This window comes from Paenibacillus sp. 1-18, assembly GCF_000520755.1.
GTDB lineage: Bacteria > Bacillota > Bacilli > Paenibacillales > Paenibacillaceae > Paenibacillus > Paenibacillus brasilensis.
Genome location: NZ_ASSB01000213.1, coordinates 11,767 through 30,077 on the forward strand (window position 1 = coordinate 11,767; position 18,311 = coordinate 30,077).

General features: G+C 47.0%; 15 protein-coding genes. All 15 read right to left on the minus strand.

Features of this window, described 5'->3' with window-relative positions:
* Nucleotides 1-46: 46 nt before the first annotated feature.
* The 15 genes from cobA to L693_RS0113510 all read right to left on the minus strand — a co-directional run bounded on the left by cobA (nucleotide 47) and on the right by L693_RS0113510 (nucleotide 18,144).
* On the minus strand, nucleotides 47-1,603 hold the full coding sequence (gene cobA / locus L693_RS0113440; protein ID WP_025717703.1) for a uroporphyrinogen-III C-methyltransferase: 1,557 nt from the start codon (nucleotides 1,601-1,603) through the stop codon (nucleotides 47-49).
* Nucleotides 1,604-1,607: 4 nt separating this feature from the next.
* Entirely contained in the window at nucleotides 1,608-2,534 is a 927-nt protein-coding gene (hemC, locus tag L693_RS0113445) for a hydroxymethylbilane synthase (RefSeq protein ID WP_025717704.1), read from the minus strand.
* A gap of 1 nt (nucleotide 2,535) precedes the next feature.
* On the minus strand, nucleotides 2,536-3,183 hold the full coding sequence (locus tag L693_RS0113450) for a precorrin-2 dehydrogenase/sirohydrochlorin ferrochelatase family protein (protein ID WP_025717705.1): 648 nt from the start codon (nucleotides 3,181-3,183) through the stop codon (nucleotides 2,536-2,538).
* A gap of 7 nt (nucleotides 3,184-3,190) precedes the next feature.
* Complete coding sequence (ccsA, locus tag L693_RS0113455; protein ID WP_025717706.1) at nucleotides 3,191-4,018, minus strand: cytochrome c biogenesis protein CcsA; 828 nt, start codon at nucleotides 4,016-4,018, stop codon at nucleotides 3,191-3,193.
* Between the two features lie 16 nt (nucleotides 4,019-4,034).
* Complete coding sequence (gene hemA, locus L693_RS0113460) at nucleotides 4,035-5,429, minus strand: glutamyl-tRNA reductase (protein ID WP_025717707.1); 1,395 nt, start codon at nucleotides 5,427-5,429, stop codon at nucleotides 4,035-4,037.
* 247 nt (nucleotides 5,430-5,676) lie between these two features.
* Entirely contained in the window at nucleotides 5,677-6,075 is a 399-nt protein-coding gene (gene speD, locus L693_RS0113465; protein WP_025717708.1) for an adenosylmethionine decarboxylase, read from the minus strand.
* 267 nt (nucleotides 6,076-6,342) lie between these two features.
* A complete protein-coding gene (locus tag L693_RS0113470) occupies nucleotides 6,343-6,930 on the minus strand; it encodes a hypothetical protein (protein ID WP_025717709.1) in 588 nt (195 codons plus the stop codon).
* A 306-nt stretch (nucleotides 6,931-7,236) separates the two neighbouring features.
* On the minus strand, nucleotides 7,237-7,848 hold the full coding sequence (gene yihA, locus L693_RS0113475) for a ribosome biogenesis GTP-binding protein YihA/YsxC (RefSeq protein ID WP_025717710.1): 612 nt from the start codon (nucleotides 7,846-7,848) through the stop codon (nucleotides 7,237-7,239).
* 18 nt (nucleotides 7,849-7,866) lie between these two features.
* On the minus strand, nucleotides 7,867-10,203 hold the full coding sequence (gene lon, locus L693_RS0113480; RefSeq protein WP_025717711.1) for an endopeptidase La: 2,337 nt from the start codon (nucleotides 10,201-10,203) through the stop codon (nucleotides 7,867-7,869).
* A 110-nt stretch (nucleotides 10,204-10,313) separates the two neighbouring features.
* Complete coding sequence (gene lonB, locus L693_RS0113485; protein WP_025717712.1) at nucleotides 10,314-12,041, minus strand: ATP-dependent protease LonB; 1,728 nt, start codon at nucleotides 12,039-12,041, stop codon at nucleotides 10,314-10,316.
* 217 nt (nucleotides 12,042-12,258) lie between these two features.
* Nucleotides 12,259-13,377, minus strand: a complete 1,119-nt coding sequence (gene ispG, locus L693_RS0113490) for a flavodoxin-dependent (E)-4-hydroxy-3-methylbut-2-enyl-diphosphate synthase (RefSeq protein ID WP_025717713.1) — start codon at nucleotides 13,375-13,377, stop codon at nucleotides 12,259-12,261.
* A 109-nt stretch (nucleotides 13,378-13,486) separates the two neighbouring features.
* Nucleotides 13,487-14,743, minus strand: a complete 1,257-nt coding sequence (gene clpX / locus L693_RS0113495) for an ATP-dependent protease ATP-binding subunit ClpX (protein ID WP_025717714.1) — start codon at nucleotides 14,741-14,743, stop codon at nucleotides 13,487-13,489.
* Between the two features lie 12 nt (nucleotides 14,744-14,755).
* Entirely contained in the window at nucleotides 14,756-15,346 is a 591-nt protein-coding gene (gene clpP / locus L693_RS0113500; RefSeq protein ID WP_016324659.1) for an ATP-dependent Clp endopeptidase proteolytic subunit ClpP, read from the minus strand.
* Between the two features lie 404 nt (nucleotides 15,347-15,750).
* Entirely contained in the window at nucleotides 15,751-17,064 is a 1,314-nt protein-coding gene (tig, locus tag L693_RS0113505; protein WP_025717715.1) for a trigger factor, read from the minus strand.
* 144 nt (nucleotides 17,065-17,208) lie between these two features.
* On the minus strand, nucleotides 17,209-18,144 hold the full coding sequence (locus L693_RS0113510) for a hypothetical protein (protein ID WP_025717716.1): 936 nt from the start codon (nucleotides 18,142-18,144) through the stop codon (nucleotides 17,209-17,211).
* Nucleotides 18,145-18,311: the final 167 nt, after the last annotated feature.

The following is an 18,311-nucleotide window of genomic DNA, read 5'->3' on the forward strand; positions in this document are numbered from 1 at the left end:
ATTGCAAACCTCCATATTTTATACATTCATTTGGTAAAAGCACAAATTATAATGTCACAGTAGTACTCGATTGTTTCCAGTCACATAGCGATTGGACCAAACTTTCAATAGTCGCCTGCTCCGACATAAAGCTGACGGTCAAACCGGCCTGGATAGCTGTCTCACCAGTCAAGGGTCCAATTACAGCAATCGTAACTCCCTTCAGCAGCGACACCGGATCATCTACCCCCATTTGCCTGAGCGCTTCCAGAAAAAAGGTTACGGTTGAGGAACTGGTAAAAGTAATGGCGTGAATGGCGCGCTCCTCAAGCAGCTTGAGCAGCTCATCATCCTGTGTGTTGGCCGCCAGTACCGTCTGATACAGATTAGCCTCAGTCACCTCAAGCCCCATCTCTCTTAGCTCTTCTGGCAGCCAAGACCGAGCGAGATCCCCTCTGGGAAGGAATGCGTTCTGCCCTGCCTGCAAATCCTGTTCAAACGCTTCAAGCAAGCCCTCTGCCTGAAACGGACCTTCGATCTGTTCTGCGACGATTCCATGCGTCCGAAGTGCGGCTGCTGTAGCCGGACCGACTGCGGCAATACGCGCTTTGAACAGCGCACGTACATCCTTGTTCTGCTCCTCCAAGTGATTAAAGAAGTATTCCACTCCGTTAACGCTGGTAAAAAACACCCAATCGTATTCAGGCAGTCGGGCAAATGCCTTTTTAATTTGCTGCTTCGTCGGCTCGTCCGAAGGGACTACCGTCTGGATGACAGGGAATTCATAAGGCTCGCCACCGAGCTCCTCAATCCGGCGAACCAGACTGCTGGCCTGGGCGCGTGCACGAGTAACCAGAATCCGCTTGCCGAATAGAGGCATATCCTCAGCCCATTTTAACTGTTCACGCTGATTGACCACTTCTCCAACAACGATGACAGCGGGAGGCTGGAAATTAGCAGCCTTTACCTTCACCTCGATATCCGCCAGCGTACCCACCAGTGTATCCTGCTCCGCACGGGTTCCCCAACGAATCAAAGCGACGGGTGTATCCGACGGTTTGCCGTGCTTCATCAGTTGCTCACTGATGTAGCCAATCTTCGCCACACCCATCATAAAGATCAGTGTGCCCGTTGCATTCGTTACTTTATCCCAATGAATACTTTTATCGAGTTTATCCGGACTTTCATGCCCCGTAATGATAGACAGCGATGAGGCCATATCCCGGTGTGTAACCGGAATGCCCGCATAGGCGGGTACGCTGATTGCTGAAGTAATGCCGGGTATGATTTCATAAGAAATACCGTGTTTACGCAGCAGCCCGGCTTCCTCTCCAACCCGACCAAAGATGGTAGGGTCTCCCCCCTTGAGCCGAACAACCGTTTTTCCTTCCAACGCCAAGTCCACCAGCAACTGGTTGATTTCCTCTTGCTTCATGGTGTGACGATCCGGCAGCTTACCGACATATATTTTTTGCGCACCTGGCTTCATCAGCCCCAAGAGGCGCGGGCTTGCCAGTCTGTCATACACAATGACATCACCCAGTTGAATACATTCCCATCCCTTGACCGTAATTAATCTTGCGTCTCCGGGCCCTGCGCCAACTAAATATACCTTCCCCGCCATATCCTCATCCCCTTACCTGTGCCAGAATCTGTTCTGCTCCCTTGGCAATCAAACTGGACGCTACCGCTTCCCCCAGCTTTTGCGGATCTTCTCCCTGGAGCGTTTCTTTCAAAATAATCTCGCCATCCGGCGAGCCTACCATACCCGTAAGGCGGATTTCTTGACCCGCCCAGACGGCATGAGCCCCGATCGGTACTTGGCATCCCCCATTCAGTACACCAAGAAAGGTTCGTTCTGCAGCAACCGTAGCCGACGTATCCCGGTCATTGTAAAGACGCAACAATGAGAGCAGCTCTTCATCGTTGGCGCGACATTCAATACCAAGCGCTCCCTGTCCTACAGCCGGCAAGCAGGCTTCCTCTGGAATATAGGCTGTAATTCGCTCTTTCCAGCCCATCCGGTGTAAGCCCGCCGCTGCCAAAATAATGGCGTCAAATCCTTCCGTCTCCAGCTTTTTCAGACGGGAATCAATATTACCACGTACAGGCTCTAATTGTAGATCTGGTCGCATGGCCTTGATTTGACTAGCCCGGCGCAAACTGCTCGTGCCTACTTTTGCTCCTTGAGGCAAATCCTCCAGGCTTTTGGCTCCGAGTGTAACGAGGCAATCCCGTGGGTCCTCTCGGCGCGGTACAGCGCCGTTCACAAGACCTTCCGGCAATTCGGACGGCATATCCTTCATACTATGTACTGCCATATCAATCTCACCAGCCAGCATGGCCTGCTCAATTTCTTTGACAAAAAGTCCTTTGCCGCCTACTTTCGACAAGGTTACATCCAATATTCGATCGCCCTTGGTCAGTATTTTTTTCACGTCAAACTGCAAAACCAATCCATGCTCCGCGCACAGCGCATTCAAATCCTCAATGACATGACCGGTCTGCGTTAGCGCAAGCGCGCTCTGTCTGCTCCCTACCACAATTGTTCGCATGTTATTCCTCCTGATTTTGCGCAATCCATAGGTCCATCTCTTTTTCGGTCCAAGCAACAAATTCATGACGTCGTATTTGATCCAAAATCCCGCTGTTCGCCAAACGCCTCAGAAGTTTGGCCCTCTGTCGCGGAGAACTTACAGTACGTTTGATAATTTGTCTCATTTCGTACATAAAATCAAGATATGGTTCATATTCACTGCCGAATAATGGTTCTAAAGCTGATGTAATATCGGCGGTCACAGCCGGGCCTGCCCCTGCAGTGGAAACACTGATCGTCAGCCTCCCCCGCCGAAGGATGCCTGGCGTTATAAAGTCCGTCTCTTCCAACCGGTCCGCCACATTTACCAGTATACCCCTTTGTCTGGCCTCCTGCGCAACCGCGTTATTTACTTCTCTCTGATTCGCCGTCGCATATACAAGAAAGGCTCCCTGGAGGTCGCCCTCGCGATACACGCGATTTACCCAGTGGAGCTGCTTGTGATTGGCCAGTACCTGTAAATCCGGCGTTATATTCGGGCTGATGACGGTAATGCATGCTCCGCTTTCTATCAGCCCCTTTACCTTGCGTTCCGCTATACTACCGCCGCCTACAACACAACAGATCTTATTTTTACAATTCAACGAGATGGGGACAAAATATTGCAAACGGTATTCACTCTCCCGTCCACTGATGAAATACAGACCAGGAATTCAGCAAAAAGTTAAGAATTAATAGTGTATAGCCCACTAATGCCCACTTTGCCATCACGAGGCCTGAACGCTGATTCAATCTTTTACTTACTAAAAATACAATGTACACGCACAAGGCTATCGCTGTCATCAGCACTTTGGTATCCAGCAAAAGACGCCAGCGCTGCTCGGCAATAATGGAAATGACTGCAACGACAATGGAGACTCCGAGTAAGGGAGTGCCGATCAAGAGGGCCTTATGCGTATACCGATCCATCATTTCAAGACTTGGCAGACGTCTGATCGTATCATTCCATTTTTTTACTTTCAATTTACGATGCAAAAACAGATATAAGCCCGAAAATACAGCCGCTACTGTCATCGCTACAAATCCGAGATTAGCCAACGCAATATGAATGAGAAGCAGCCCATGCACTGTATGCCAATTTGCGAGCGGGTTGTCGGTGGGCTCCATCCATATTTTATTGAGCACAAGCACTGCGAAGCTAATAATATCAAGCAGCAATACCGCAAATTCAGAACGCTGATAACGTGACAAAATCAAAGAAATCAGCACTAAAATAAAGGAGAACAGAAATAAAAAGTCGTAGGTCACAAAAATAGGAAGGTGCCCCTCGTTCCAGGTTCTTATTCCCATATATACAAGTTGGAGCAAAAGAACGACAACAAGAAGCCCTGTACCTGTCCGTTTGGCATTCGCATTACGTCGAATCCCATCCGAGAATACAAACAGAAGGCTCAGGGCAAAAACATAAATCATTGAATCATATATCAGCATGCCTGAAGCCACGTCTGTTCACCTACCCTTACAGGCCGGCCGGCGCTAACGACGCTGGCGAGGCTTGGACCTGGCCGGATGTTTCATGAACACCGGCCTCCGGTTTCATTAACGCGGATGCATCGCTTTTATCTAATTTCTGAGCGGCGTCCTCCAAACGATCCTCCAGAGCAAAAATGTGGCTGAACATCTCCAACGCCTCATTCCCCTGCTTTTGGACTGCCAATTCCTTCACCCGATTGATCGGATCATGCATCATCTGGTTCAGCATGCTTTTCGTCAAGCGGCTAATCACTTTGCGTTGCCGTTCATCCAGCTCTGGAAGCTTGTTGAACAAGCTTTCCAGTGTATCCTGGTGTACGGATTCTGCTTTTTCCTGTAAAGCACGAATCACCGGACGCACTCCCATCGTTTTCAACCATTGATAAAATTCACTAAGCTCGCCTTCGATCATATGCTCGATTTTGGTTGCCTCGGTACGGCGCATTTCCAGATTGCTCTCTACGATACCTTCCAAATCATCAATATCGTATAGAAAAACGTTCGATAATTCCCCAATAGCCGGTTCCAGATCGCGCGGAACCGCGATATCAATCATAAACAAAGGGCGGGACTGACGACGTTTCATGCTGGCTTCAACCCGATCCCTATCGAGTATATATCCTTGGGCACCTGTCGAGCTGATCACAATGTCCACATCGGCCAACCGTTGAATTCCTTCCTCCATCGTAACCGGTGTTCCGTGAAACTTGGAGGCCAAATCCTCCGCACGAGACAAGGTCCGATTCGCCACAATAACTTCAGCTGCTCCGCCACTGTAAAGATGCTTAACGGTAAGCTCGCTCATTTTACCTGCACCGAGAATCAGCACTTTCTTATCGGTAAACATACCAAAAATTCGCTTGCCCAGCTCAACTGCTGCATAGCTGACAGATACGGCACTTTCTCCAATAGACGTCTCCGAATGGGCACGCTTGCCCAATGTGACGGCTTGCTTAAACAACATATTAAACCACGTAGCCGTAATTTTCTGGGATTGAGCCTGAAGAAAAGCATTCTTCACCTGTCCCAAAATTTGAGTTTCCCCAATGACCATCGAATCAAGACCACAAGTCACCCGGAACAAATGCCGGATCGCCTGCTCGTCCTCATATATATATAAATGTTGTGTAAATTGATCACGCGGAATACCGAACCATTGCTCCATAAAACTGCGTATGAAATAACCGCACATATGAAGGCGGTCTACCACCACATATATTTCAGTTCGATTGCAGGTTGCGACAACTACGCCCTCCAACACACTTTTAGTAAGTTTGAGTTGTTCCAGCGCTTTTGGTAAATCTTGTTCTGCAATTGTAAAACGCTCTCTGACTTCCACAGGCGCCGTACGATAATTCAACCCAACAACGACGATGTGCATTGCAAATTCACCTGCCTAAACTGTAATAAGAATAGCTGCTGTTATCATAAACTATGTTAATTATATCACAGAAGTCCAAATCTCCTTGGACTGTTTTATGAATTGTTTATGAAAATTAGATGACTCACATGAACATTCAACACGCACTGTATTATTTGATTTAGTGTGAGCCACTTTTAAAACAAATAACCATGGAAAATTCCATGGTTATGATATAGGACACGCAAATGGCTCCATAAGAAACGAATTACACCAATTCAGCGTGCTTGCTCTCCGGTGATTCCACCTGAAGCTCTCCCAGGCCGCGAATCAGCTTCTTCGCATATGTTCTTTCCGGTTTTAGGACGGATACCAGGTAGTCGATAGCCAGCTGCGGATCAACAGTTTCACCGCAGGTATAACAATCAATAGCGGCAAATCCTCTCTCAGGATACGTATGAATAGAGAGATGACTCTCCGACAGCAGTACAAGCACAGTAGCTCCCTGTGGTTCAAATTGCTTGGATTGAACGGACATTACCGTTGCTCCGCAAGCTTCAGCAGCCTCAACTAATTGAGTCTCCAAAAACTGTGCATTATTCAGCAATTCAAACTCAACACCCCAAGTATCTACGGCCACGTGTCTTCCGAAAGTTGAGTATTCCAATTCCATCTTTCGGTTCCCCCTTCCTAGGAATAAAATGTTTGAAAAAAATTTCATCCGCTAGGACCTACGTCATTCACTTCCCGAGGGATAACCTCTCGCAACATTCAATGTCCTGAGTGAATCCTGGTTCCTATATTCATTTTCAACGAGATTAAAAATAACATCTATGTACGGCAAATGCAATCATTTTTTTGGAATAAAAAAGCCCCTCTCATAGCGAAAGGGACCGCTTTGCATAACAATTCATTCCAGCATGCCCAAGCCGGTTTAAGCTTCCAGTGCAAACAATCTGGAGCAGCTCATCCGAAGTCTTTGATCAATCTGTTCCAGCTCCGAGGACGTTCGAGCCAGATTCCGTTGATCCAGTAACGAATTAATGAGGTCATACACGGCTGATATTTCATTTTCCACGTTTTGATGCTGAAAAAGCTGTTGTAGTTCATGTACCGTATTCTTATACTCGAACACCAGCTTGGAGCCTTCGTCATTCTTCTCCATAATTTTACGAACAGTGCCTTCGTTATAAAAATACACCATCGTGAATCCTTGATACATCCGGTAAACAATCCCCTCACCCTTAAAGCGAACAAAAAGTTTGCGTATAAACAAGGTTAGTTGCGGATGAATTAAGCGGCAGGTCAATTCACAGACATATTCTCCCTCTCTGGCTTCAAAAAACAAATGAACTTCCTCACCCGCGGTATGCTCCAGAACGATTTCCTGTCCCCCGTTATCCAGCACTTTAATTCGGTAATGCATTTGGGGATCATCCACGGCCTGCAAAAATTCATCCATTTGAGTTTCCGACAAGGTCAAAGTGGTTTTTACATACTCTGTGGCTAACCGCTGAGCCATACCAATCTCCTCAATTCTTTCCTGAACCTATAGTTCGAGCTTTACCATTTATTATACATCAGACCAATAGCGCTTTTCTTTCGGACCAATTCATAAAAATCGGTCATTCATGAGAAATAAACGGAAAATACCTTCATTCGAGTGGTATTATCCCCCATATGCTCACTTTTCTGCTGGAAATCCGCGTGATTGCTCTGTTATATATATTATTCCCACCAGCTTAATAGGTTTTAATTAGTCTGAAATTTATACATTACTCTGAATTCTACACACTACGAAAAAGGACGCCACAAGGGCGCCCCACATTTATAATTCCGTCTGCTCTTCGTCGTCATTCTCTATATAGCCGGAGATGACAGACCACAGTTCTTCCTTGCCCATACCTTCTTCGGAGGAAAAGGGGATGAACAATCCCCCGGGAAGTATTCCGAGTTCCTGCTTAATGACTTTATAATGCTTTTCACGTCGTGTTTTGGGGATTTTATCTGCCTTTGTACCTACAACACATACGGGAAGCCCGTTATGACGCAGCCAATCATACATCATGATATCATCCTTGGACGGTGGATGGCGCAAATCAACCATTTGAAGCACCAGCTTGAGCTCCTCCCGCTCCAGCAAATAAGACTCAATCATCTGCCCCCAGGCTTTGCGGGACGTTTTGGATACTTTAGCGTAACCGTAGCCGGGAAAATCAACAAAATAGAGATCATCATTAATCCGGTAATAATTAAGCTGCTGGGTTTTCCCCGGCGTAGAACTGGTACGTGCCAAATTTTTGCGGTTAATCATCCGGTTAATCAGTGAAGACTTTCCGACATTAGAGCGCCCTGCCAGAGCGATCTCTGGCAAAGCGTCTACAGGAAACTGACTGGGACCAACCGCACTAATAATAAATTCTGCTTTTGTTACTTTCATTATGTCCTTAATTCCTCTCTAATGTACCCTTGCCTGCTCAACCAAAGCATGCTTCAGTACCTGATCCATATGGGCAACGGGAACAAATTCAACATCCTGCCGGATACTGTCGGGAATATCCTTTAAATCCCGTTCATTATCTTTGGGAAGCAGAATTTTTTTGTAGCCTGCCCGGTGAGCCGCCAACGATTTCTCTTTCAAACCACCAATTGGCAACACACGACCGCGTAGGGTAATTTCGCCCGTCATAGCTACATCCTTCGATACATGACGGTTGGTCAAGGCCGAAATCAATGCCGTAGCAATGGTGATTCCCGCAGAGGGTCCATCCTTCGGAATCGCTCCCTCAGGAATATGAATGTGAATATCGTTTTTCTCATAAAAGTCCGGTTCAATACCCAGTTCAATCGCTTTGGAACGAGTATAGCTGAATGCCGCCTGTGCGGATTCCTTCATCACGTCTCCAAGCTTACCCGTAAGAATCAGTTTACCGCTGCCGGGTACGACTGTCACTTCAATCATTAGCGTTTCACCACCGACCTCTGTCCATGCCAAGCCTGTAACCGTACCGATCTGATCCTCCAGCTCCGCTACGCCGTAACGGAATTTGGCGATCCCCAAATAATCCTTCAGATTATCCGGTGTGACTTGAATTGGTCCTTCCCCACCGGATACAACAGACTTCGCGGCCTTACGGCATAGGGAAGCCAGTTGCTGTTCGAGATTCCGTACCCCAGATTCACGGGTATATTCGCGAATGACACGCAGCAGCGTATCCTCCCCGATAACCAACTGCTCCTCTTCCAAGCCATGCTCTCTCTTCTGCTTGGGCAATAGATACCGATTGGCAATCTCCAGCTTCTCCAGTTCGGTGTAACCAGGAATATAAAGTGTTTCCATACGGTCCATGAGCGGACGCGGGATATTATGTGCAGCATTGGCTGTTGTCACAAACATCACGTTCGATAAATCAAAGGGCAGCTCAACAAAATGGTCGCTGAACGTATTGTTCTGTTCGGGATCAAGCACTTCCAGCAATGCCGCTGAGGGGTCTCCCCGAAAATCGGAAGCCATTTTATCAATCTCATCCAGCAAAAAAACCGGATTAGACGTGCCTGCCGTCTTCATTCCCTGAATGATACGCCCCGGCATCGCACCAACATAGGTCCGGCGATGACCACGGATTTCTGCTTCATCCCGTACACCACCAAGGGAGATGCGGACAAATTCCCGCCCCATGGATTTGGCAATCGAACGAGCCAGCGAGGTCTTGCCAACCCCTGGCGGACCTACGAGACACAGAATCGGTCCCTTAATGGTCTTCACCAGCTTGCGCACAGCCAAGTACTCCAGTACCCGCTCCTTCGGTTTATCCAGTCCGTAGTGGTCATGATTCAGCACCTCTTCGGCCTTGGCAATATCCAGATCATCATCGGTAAACGTATTCCACGGCAAGCTTAACAGCCAATCGACGTAATTGCGGATGACGCCACCCTCGGCGGAGCTTGCAGGCATTTTTTCCAGACGGTCGATTTCCTTTTCGACCTTCTCTTTTACCGGAACAGGCAGCTCCAGCTCGCTCAACTGATTGCGCAGCTCTTCAACTTCCCCTGCACGACCTTCCTTCTCGCCAAGCTCCTTCTGAATCGCCTTCATTTGTTCACGCAGATAATATTCCTTCTGCGTCTTTTCCATTTGCTTTTTCACTCGCTGATTGATTTTACGCTCCAGCTCCAGAACCTCGCGCTCGTTGTTCAAAATATCCAGAAGCTTCTCCAGACGCTGAGTTACGTCGATTGTCTCCAGAATATCCTGCTTTTCCTTAATTTTGAGCGTCAGATGGCTTGTGATTACATCTGCCAACCGTCCTGGCTCCTCAATATCGGATACCGCAGCAAGTGTTTCGGGCGTTACCTTTTTGGACAGGTTAATATAATGCTCGAACTGGGTCAGTACAGTACGCATAAGCGCATCTGTCTCAGGCTGCACATTTTCTGCCTCATGCAGTTCCTTGGCCAGTACCTCGTAATATTCTTCATTGTCCGTATATTGAATAATCTCGGCACGTTCCAGCCCTTCCACCAGCACCCGAATCGTTCCGTTAGGAAGCTTGAGCATCTGGCGCACCTTGGCTACCGTGCCGACTCGAAAAATATCCTCTTGTGTGGGTTCTTCAATATTTACCTCTGATTGAGAACACAGGAGAATCAAATTGTCTTCAACCATCGCTTTTTCCAAAGCCTTGACCGATTTTTCCCGGCCCACATCGAGATGCAGAACCATGCTCGGGTAGACCAGAAGTCCTCTTAAAGGCAGCAAAGGAAAACGACGACCTTTTGTCTTGGTGGGTCCCATCGCTTTCGCACCTCCAGTGATTCTCAGGTTCCGGATTTTACAATCCTCACGTTGTTATCTTTCATATTTTATCAAATGTTAAATAAAAAAACCAATGAAAGGGTCGCTTATTAGCAAGATCCTGTATCAGATATCGCCCCATTATGCGTTCCATCAGCCTGTAACAACGAAGATTGGGATGGGCGAAAAGTCTCAATTGGCGCATGCACAGGTGATTCTGACGTCATTTCTTCCCCGAACACATGACGGAATACTTCGGTAACCGACTGTACCGGGATAACCTGTAAGCCCTCGATACTGTCAAAAAGAGCTTGCCAGTTTTCCTGGGGAACGATCACTTTTTTGGCTCCTGCCTGAAGAGCCGCCTCGACCTTGGCTAATACGCCGCCAATCGGTTTGACACGGCCATGGATGCTAACCTCTCCAGTCATCGCAATTTCGTGATCCACCGGAATTCCCCGCATGGCGGAAGCAATAGCTGTCGCCATGGCGATTCCTGCCGACGGACCATCTACTGGCGTGCCTCCGGGAAAATTGATATGCAGATCGTAATTCGACGGAGACAGTCCGAGTGTGCGCAAAACGGTCAATACATTTTCCACAGAACCTTTAGCCATACTCTTGCGTCGCAGCGTACGGGAGCCGCCCCCAATTTCCTCTTCATCGACTACTCCCGTAATATTGTAGCTTCCCTTTCCTTCAGGAACCGGAACCGCCGTAACCTCAATTTCCAGCAGCATTCCCATATTCGGGCCGTATACAGCTAACCCGTTAACAAACCCGATTTGCGGTAATCCCGGTATTTTTCGATCAGGACGCGGTTGAATTTGACTGCTTCCCGCAACCCATTCCACATCAGACGCATTAAGACGCTCCCGTTTCTCGGTAAGTGCCAAACCAGCAGCAAGCTGGATCATATTGACGGCCTCACGACCGTTCGTAGCGTAACGCTGTACGACCTCTACCGCCTCGGGACAAGGTCCAAAGCCCAGCTTGTGGACAGCATCCTCAGCAATACGAGCAATTTCCTGCGGCTGAAGGGCACGGAAATAAATTTCCATACACCGGGAGCGGATGGCAGGTGGCAGCTCATGCGGCGAACGGGTTGTCGCACCTACCAAACGAAAATCCGCCGGCAAACCATTTTGGAAAATATCGTGGATGTAGGCAGGAGTATTTGTATCTTCCGAGTTGTAATATGCACTCTCCAAAAATACCTTGCGGTCCTCCAGCACTTTCAACAGCTTATTCATCTGTGTCGGGTGCAATTCACCGATTTCATCAATGAACAGCATGCCACCATGCGCCTTTGTTACAGCTCCAGGCTTGGGTTGCGGAATACCCGCTACCCCCATAGCTCCAGCCCCTTGATAAATGGGATCATGCACTGATCCAATTAACGGGTCCGCAATCCCGCGCTCATCAAAACGGGCCGTCGTGGCGTCAATTTCCGTGAATTTCGCATCAGCCTTGAATGGAGAGGACAGGTTTTTCTTTGCCTCTTCCAGCACTACGCGCGCAGCAGCCGTCTTCCCTACCCCCGGCGGGCCATAAATAATGACATGCTGGGGATTCGCACTACATAGCGCCGCTTTGAGCGCACGCAGTCCGTCCTTCTGGCCGACGATATCCTGTAACGTTGCTGGCCGAGTACGTTCAGCCAGCGGCTTGGTAAGTGAAATGGAGCGCAGTTTACGCAGCTTGTCCAGCTCCTTCCGGGACTCTCGGTCCACCGCACTACGGTTCGTTTTCTGGCTCCGCAGGAGATTCCAGAAATACAGACCGATGACAATCCCGAAAAACATTTGTACCAACAACAAAATCATAGTCAAGTCCATTGTATTTCCTCCGTTTCTCATCTCAGCAAATCAAAAATGCTGCTCTATGAAAGACAGTATTTCCTTTTCCACGATAGCTAAACGGCAGTCTTTCAAAAGATCAGAGGGAAAATACAAAAACACCGTGAAGAACAATTCTGCAGCAGAACTGTTTTTCACGGCGATGATATAATGACCATAAAGTATGATTATACTTCTGTTTAAAAACTGATTTTGTCTATACTTTCTCAGCTGTATGGCGCTCTTCACGTCCAGGGATTTTACCCGTCTCTTCATAAGCTTTGACGATGATATCAATTTCTTTTTTCAATTCATCAACCATATCAGCCTCGGGTACTTTGCGGATCATTTTACCATAACGGAACAAAAGTCCTTCCCCGCGTGCTCCCGCAATACCGATATCAGCTTCCTTCGCTTCGCCGGGACCATTTACTGCACAGCCCAGCACCGAGACTTTAATCGGCACCTTGAGCTTGGCAATATAGTCTTCTACCTCGTTAGCAATAGAGAACAAATCAATGTCCAGACGTCCGCAAGTTGGACAGGAAATCAATGTAGCCGCATTGGTGATCAGTCCAAACGTTTTGAGCAGTTCCCGTGCAACCTTCACTTCCTCCACCGGATCGGCACTAAGCGAAATACGCATCGTGGAGCCGATGCCTGATGCCAGCAATGCACCCATACCTGCCGCACTTTTAACCGTTCCGGTAAAGAGCGTACCTGCCTCGGTGATGCCCAGATGGAGCGGATACTTGATAATTTCGGCTGCTTTCGTATAAGCGGCAATCGCCATCGGTACGTCAGATGCTTTCAGAGACACGATAATATCGTGAAAATCAAGTTCCTCCAAAATACCGATATGAAACAGCGCGCTTTCCACCATCGCTTCTGGCGTAGGATAACCGTACTTATCCAGCAAATGCTGCTCCAATGATCCGGCATTGACACCAATCCGAATCGGAATCCCTTTTTCCTTACACGCTTTAACGACAACCTCCACTTTTTCACGTCGGCCAATATTACCTGGGTTAATGCGTACCTTGTCAATCCCATTTTCAATCGCCAGTAGAGCCAGCTTGTAATTAAAATGAATATCCGCGACGAGCGGAATATGAATCCTTTTTTTAATTTCTTTTATGGCTGCGGCTGCTTCCTCATTGTTTACGGTAACCCGCACCAGTTGACAGCCGGCTTCCTCCAAACGAAGAATTTCCGCTACAGTAGCTTCCACATCTGCTGTTTTGGTTGTACACATACTTTGGATGATAACTTCATTACTGCCGCCAATCGTCAGATTCCCGACTTTAACGGGACGTGTGTCTTGTCTTAAGAACATGTACTTTTCTCTCCCATTAACACCAAACCTCCACCCCTTAAAACCTCATAAGGTTTAGTGAAGTGGAGATTCGGCTTCTCATGTTGTAGAGATCGCGAAGTATCAATCCTTAGGCGCTCTCTTCTTGTTTTTTATCCTTATCTGTACCACCGAGTTCCGGTGCGATTTTGTCTTTTACTACCTGCTCATTGATAACGCAAGTCGTTACATCCTCACGGGAAGGAACTTCATACATGACGTCGAGCATGATACCTTCGATGATCGCGCGAAGACCACGAGCACCCGTATTACGCTTGATCGCCTCACGAGCAATGGCTTCCAGAGCATCCTGCTTAAACTCCAGTTGCACATTATCCAGTTCCAGCAACTTCTGGTATTGCTTGGTTAACGCATTTTTCGGCTCAGACAAGATACGAACCAATGTCTTCTCATCAAGCGGCTCCAGCGTAGAAATGACTGGCAAACGTCCCACGAATTCCGGAATCAGACCGAATTTCAATAGATCCTCAGGCAATACCATTGAAGTATATTCGCCTGGCTTCAGATCTTTTTGTTCGCTAGTGGCATTAAAGCCAATGACCTTTTTACCGATACGGCGCTTGATCATTTGCTCCAGACCGTCAAAGGCACCGCCGCAAATAAACAGAATATTTGTGGTGTCAATTTGAATGAACTCTTGGTGCGGATGCTTGCGACCACCTTGCGGAGGTACAGAAGCAACCGTGCCTTCCAGAATTTTAAGCAGCGCCTGCTGTACACCTTCACCCGATACGTCACGCGTAATGGACGGGTTTTCGGATTTACGGGCTACTTTATCAATTTCGTCAATATAGATGATGCCGCGTTCGGCTTTTTCCACATCATAATCGGCAGCTTGAATCAATTTCAGCAAAATGTTTTCAACGTCTTCACCCACATAACCAGCTTCCGTGAGGGAGGTGGCATCTGCGATAGCAAAAGGTACGTTCAAAATTTTAGCCATGGTTTGCGCTAGCAACGTTTTACCCGAACCTGTAGGTCCAAGCATCAGAATGTTACTTTTTTGCAATTCTACATCATCAATTTTGTTTTGTGTATTAATACGCTTGTAGTGGTTATATACCGCTACAGACAACGATTTTTTCGCTTGATCCTGACCAATGACATATTGGTCCAAAATATCACGGATTTGCATGGGTTTCGGAATGTCTTTCAGATCTACTTCTTCCTCATGACCCAATTCCTCTTCCACAATCTCCGTGCACAGCTCAATGCATTCGTCACATATATATACGCCTGGTCCGGCAACAAGCTTGCGAACCTGATCTTGAGATTTGCCGCAGAAAGAACATTTCAATTGTCCTTTTTCATCATTAAATTTAAACATAGAGCCACCCCTTTACAGATTAATCGGTTTAGACAGCACCTGGTCAATGATACCATATGCTTTTGCCTCTTCTGCTTCCATGAAGAAATCCCGGTCAGTATCACGTTCGATTTTTTCGAGGGGCTGACCTGTACGCTCTACATAGATTTGATTCAGCTTGGCACGTGTTTTGATAATCCAGTCCGCATGAATCAGCATATCTGAGGCTTGCCCCTGAATGCCGCCGAGCGGCTGATGGATCATAACTTCACTGTTGGTAAGTGCATATCTTTTGCCTGGTGCACCCGCTGTGAGCAGCAAAGAGCCCATACTTGCAGCCATGCCCACACAGATCGTCGATACGTCCGGCTTAATAAATTGCATTGTATCATATATACCCATGCCCGCAGTTACAGAACCGCCTGGCGAGTTAATATACAAATTGATGTCCTTTTCCGGATCTTCCGCAGAAAGGAACAATAACTGTGCAATGACGAGATTGGCGACATCGTCATCAATTGGGCCACTTAGGAAAATGATGCGATCCTTAAGCAACCGCGAGTAAATATCGTAAGATCGTTCTCCTCGATTCGTTTGTTCCACAACCATAGGGACGAGACTCATCACGACCAACCTCTTTTCTTAATTAAAATGAACACCTGTATTCATCCGCTTGTTAAGTCCCATTAAAACGAAAGCGGCGAGCATGAAACGGAAACACCTTACAAAATATTTTAACATGTTCAGAGTCTTGTGTCATATTTGCATCCGCTCATCTAGTAGTGCGGCTGTTATATGCTTTGCCAAGACCTTCTCATATTTAACCATGTTTCGTATGTATGTGCAAATATACGGTAGTGACTTATGTAAAACAAGAAAACACCACTCACAACGTTTTCCATAAACGACTAAAATTTGGGTTGCCTAAGGTAAAAATAAGGCACGTAACTTTCACTACGTGCCTTATCCCTATCTAATTACTACGTTGCAGCCTGTTAGAGCATACCTCGTATATTTTATCGTTTGAATTACTCAGCAGCTGCAGCTGGCGCTTCAACTTCCTTGCTGTTTTCTACCAGCAAAGCAATTGTTTTGCGCAGCGAGATCTCTTCTTTCAAGTTTGCGAACGAGCCGTTACTTTCCAGAATACTGCGGATTTCTTCAACAGAACGTTTGTAAGCATCAGCCATGTTTTTCAGCTCTTCATCAATTTCCGCTTCGGAAACTTCGATGTTTTCTGCTTTAGCCACTTGCTCCAGCACGAGGTTGTTACGCACGCGCTTCTCAGCATCAGCTTTCATTTGCTCTTCCAGATCTTCCTTGCTTTGACCGGAGAAGCCGAGGAACATTTCAAGGTTCATGCCTTGGCTGCGCAGACGGTTGTCGAAATCGCGAACCATGTTTTGCACTTCACTCTTGACCATTGCTTCAGGAATGTCGATTGTTGCATTCTCAGCAACCTTCTCCACCACAGCACCCTCACGAGCTGCTTTAGCTTCGTTTTCCTTACGCTCCAGCAATTGCTTTTTCAAGTCTTCCTTGAATTCAGCCAATGTGTCAAATTCACTTACATCTTTAGCAAATTCATCGTCCAGTTCAGGAAGAACTTTGCGTTTCAGTTCATGAACTTTCACTTTGAATACGGCTTGTTTACCAGCCAGGTCAGCAGAATGGTAGTTCTCAGGGAACGTTACTTCAACGTCCTTGGAATCGCCAGTGTGCAAACCGATCACTTGATCTTCAAAGCCAGGGATGAATGTATTGGAGCCCAGTTCCAGAGAATACTTCTCAGCTTGTCCGCCTTCGAACTGTACGCCGTCTACGGAACCGTCGAAGTCAATAATAGCTGTATCGCCGGATTGAGCTGCATCTTCATCAACGACAACCAATTCAGCATGGCGTTGTTGCAGGCGTTCCAGCTCTTGAGCCAACTCTTCGTCGCTAACTTCAAGTTTGCTTACAGGTACTTCTACGCCTTTGTACTCACCCAGAGTTACTTCAGGCTTAACTGTAACCTTCGCTTTGAATTTGAAAGATTCGCCTTTAGCAAATTGATCAATTTCAACATCCGGGCTGTCAACCGGGAAGATGTCCGTTTGCTCTACAGCTTCGCCATAAGCTTCTGGCAGCAGGAAGTCAATTGCATCCTGATACAAGCTCTCAATTCCGTAGCGTTTTTCAAAAATAGGACGTGGTACCTTACCTTTACGGAATCCTGGTACACTTACTTGCTTTACCACTTTATTAAAAGCTTTGTCGAGTGCAGCGGCTACACGATCCGCGTCAACCTCAACTTCAAGAACCCCAAGGTTCTTCTCTATTTTCTCCCAAGTTGCTTTCATTTTATGCTTTCCCCTCCAACAAAATCTTCACTTAGTTTTCATTACAATCAACGCACACAAAATAACCATTATAGTATATCTAACATTACTGTCTTTTTCAAGAGCAGCCCTTTGAAATGCTTTACAGGTAAACGTTTCCGGGCATTAAGGAGTATTCATTCCCGCAGCTACAAATAGCCGCATTGATCGATACGCCTGCTCAAAACGAAAGCGCAGCGCATCTGTAATGCCGTAAATAGCACGCGTTTCTTCCTCATTGTTGTGTCCACTCAAACTCTCCGAAACCGTCTGATGGAGAGCTGCCGCCCAAATATCCGGCATTCCGTCCTCCTCCACCAGCATCGATCTGTAATCATTCGTACCGTATACAGCCATTACAAACTGCGACCATAGCTCCTGCGCAAAATAAAACAACGCAGGCTCATGTACCTCGGTCTGATCGGCTACCCGTTCCAAGATACGCATGATCTGTTCAGGAAAATCACCCGGCTGAAGCGGAACGGTCTCAATATCAATCTCCGCTTTTTCATCTCCCCGTCTGATTTCTATCGTCCCTTCCATTCCGCGTCGTCGCAGTGTTTGTAAAATACGGAATTGGAGGAGAGGATGGATTTCCCGCTCCTTTATCCAACGAAGCAAGGCAGCGTCAATTTCCGGTAAATCCAGATAGGACAACTGCTCAAGTGCTAAAATCGTCTGTTCGGATAAGGGTTCATCCATAGCCATCTGCAGCAGCTTATTGCCATACCCTGCATCCTGCTCTTGCTTAAAGCGTGCATGGCGACGAGCCAATTCCACTTCATCGACCTCGTCTTCTTCCACAGCGCTCGTTACTCCCCCACTGTCAGCATACTGTGGAAAGGCAGCTTCCAGCCATTGCAATAGAGCTTCCCATTCATCGTATTGTTTCTGCTCCTGTCCCTGACACTGCATTAAAAAACGCAGCATCGCCATCGCCTCACCATAACGTTCGTTCTCAAGCATCACAGTAAGTTGAATTTGATAATAGTCCAGTGTCTTCGGAAACAATACAATATTATTTTCTTTTGTCGTCACCTTGGAGTCCTTTATTAAAGGCACCCCCTCTCCTCCGTAAGCTAAAGTATTTGTAGATTATATGAGAAACAGCAGCTTAAGTCCAACCACTCGTCTTCAACATATTCACCTGTATTCTAACATACCCTTTTATAAGGCAAAAAAACTACAACTACTCTGAATTTATGCTGCACAAAGTCAAAAACAATCAA

Coding starts and splice junctions, on each gene's coding strand:
- cobA (WP_025717703.1), bottom strand. CDS start 1,603: ATGGCGGGGAAGGTATATTTAGTTGGCGCAGGGCCCGGAGACGCAAGA.
- clpP (WP_016324659.1), bottom strand. CDS start 15,346: ATGAGTCTCGTCCCTATGGTTGTGGAACAAACGAATCGAGGAGAACGA.
- hemA (WP_025717707.1), bottom strand. CDS start 5,429: ATGCACATCGTCGTTGTTGGGTTGAATTATCGTACGGCGCCTGTGGAA.
- clpX (WP_025717714.1), bottom strand. CDS start 14,743: ATGTTTAAATTTAATGATGAAAAAGGACAATTGAAATGTTCTTTCTGC.
- lonB (WP_025717712.1), bottom strand. CDS start 12,041: ATGGACTTGACTATGATTTTGTTGTTGGTACAAATGTTTTTCGGGATT.
- hemC (WP_025717704.1), bottom strand. CDS start 2,534: ATGCGAACAATTGTGGTAGGGAGCAGACAGAGCGCGCTTGCGCTAACG.
- lon (WP_025717711.1), bottom strand. CDS start 10,203: ATGGGACCCACCAAGACAAAAGGTCGTCGTTTTCCTTTGCTGCCTTTA.
- ispG (WP_025717713.1), bottom strand. CDS start 13,377: ATGTTCTTAAGACAAGACACACGTCCCGTTAAAGTCGGGAATCTGACG.
- yihA (WP_025717710.1), bottom strand. CDS start 7,848: ATGAAAGTAACAAAAGCAGAATTTATTATTAGTGCGGTTGGTCCCAGT.
- L693_RS0113470 (WP_025717709.1), bottom strand. CDS start 6,930: ATGGCTCAGCGGTTAGCCACAGAGTATGTAAAAACCACTTTGACCTTG.
- tig (WP_025717715.1), bottom strand. CDS start 17,064: ATGAAAGCAACTTGGGAGAAAATAGAGAAGAACCTTGGGGTTCTTGAA.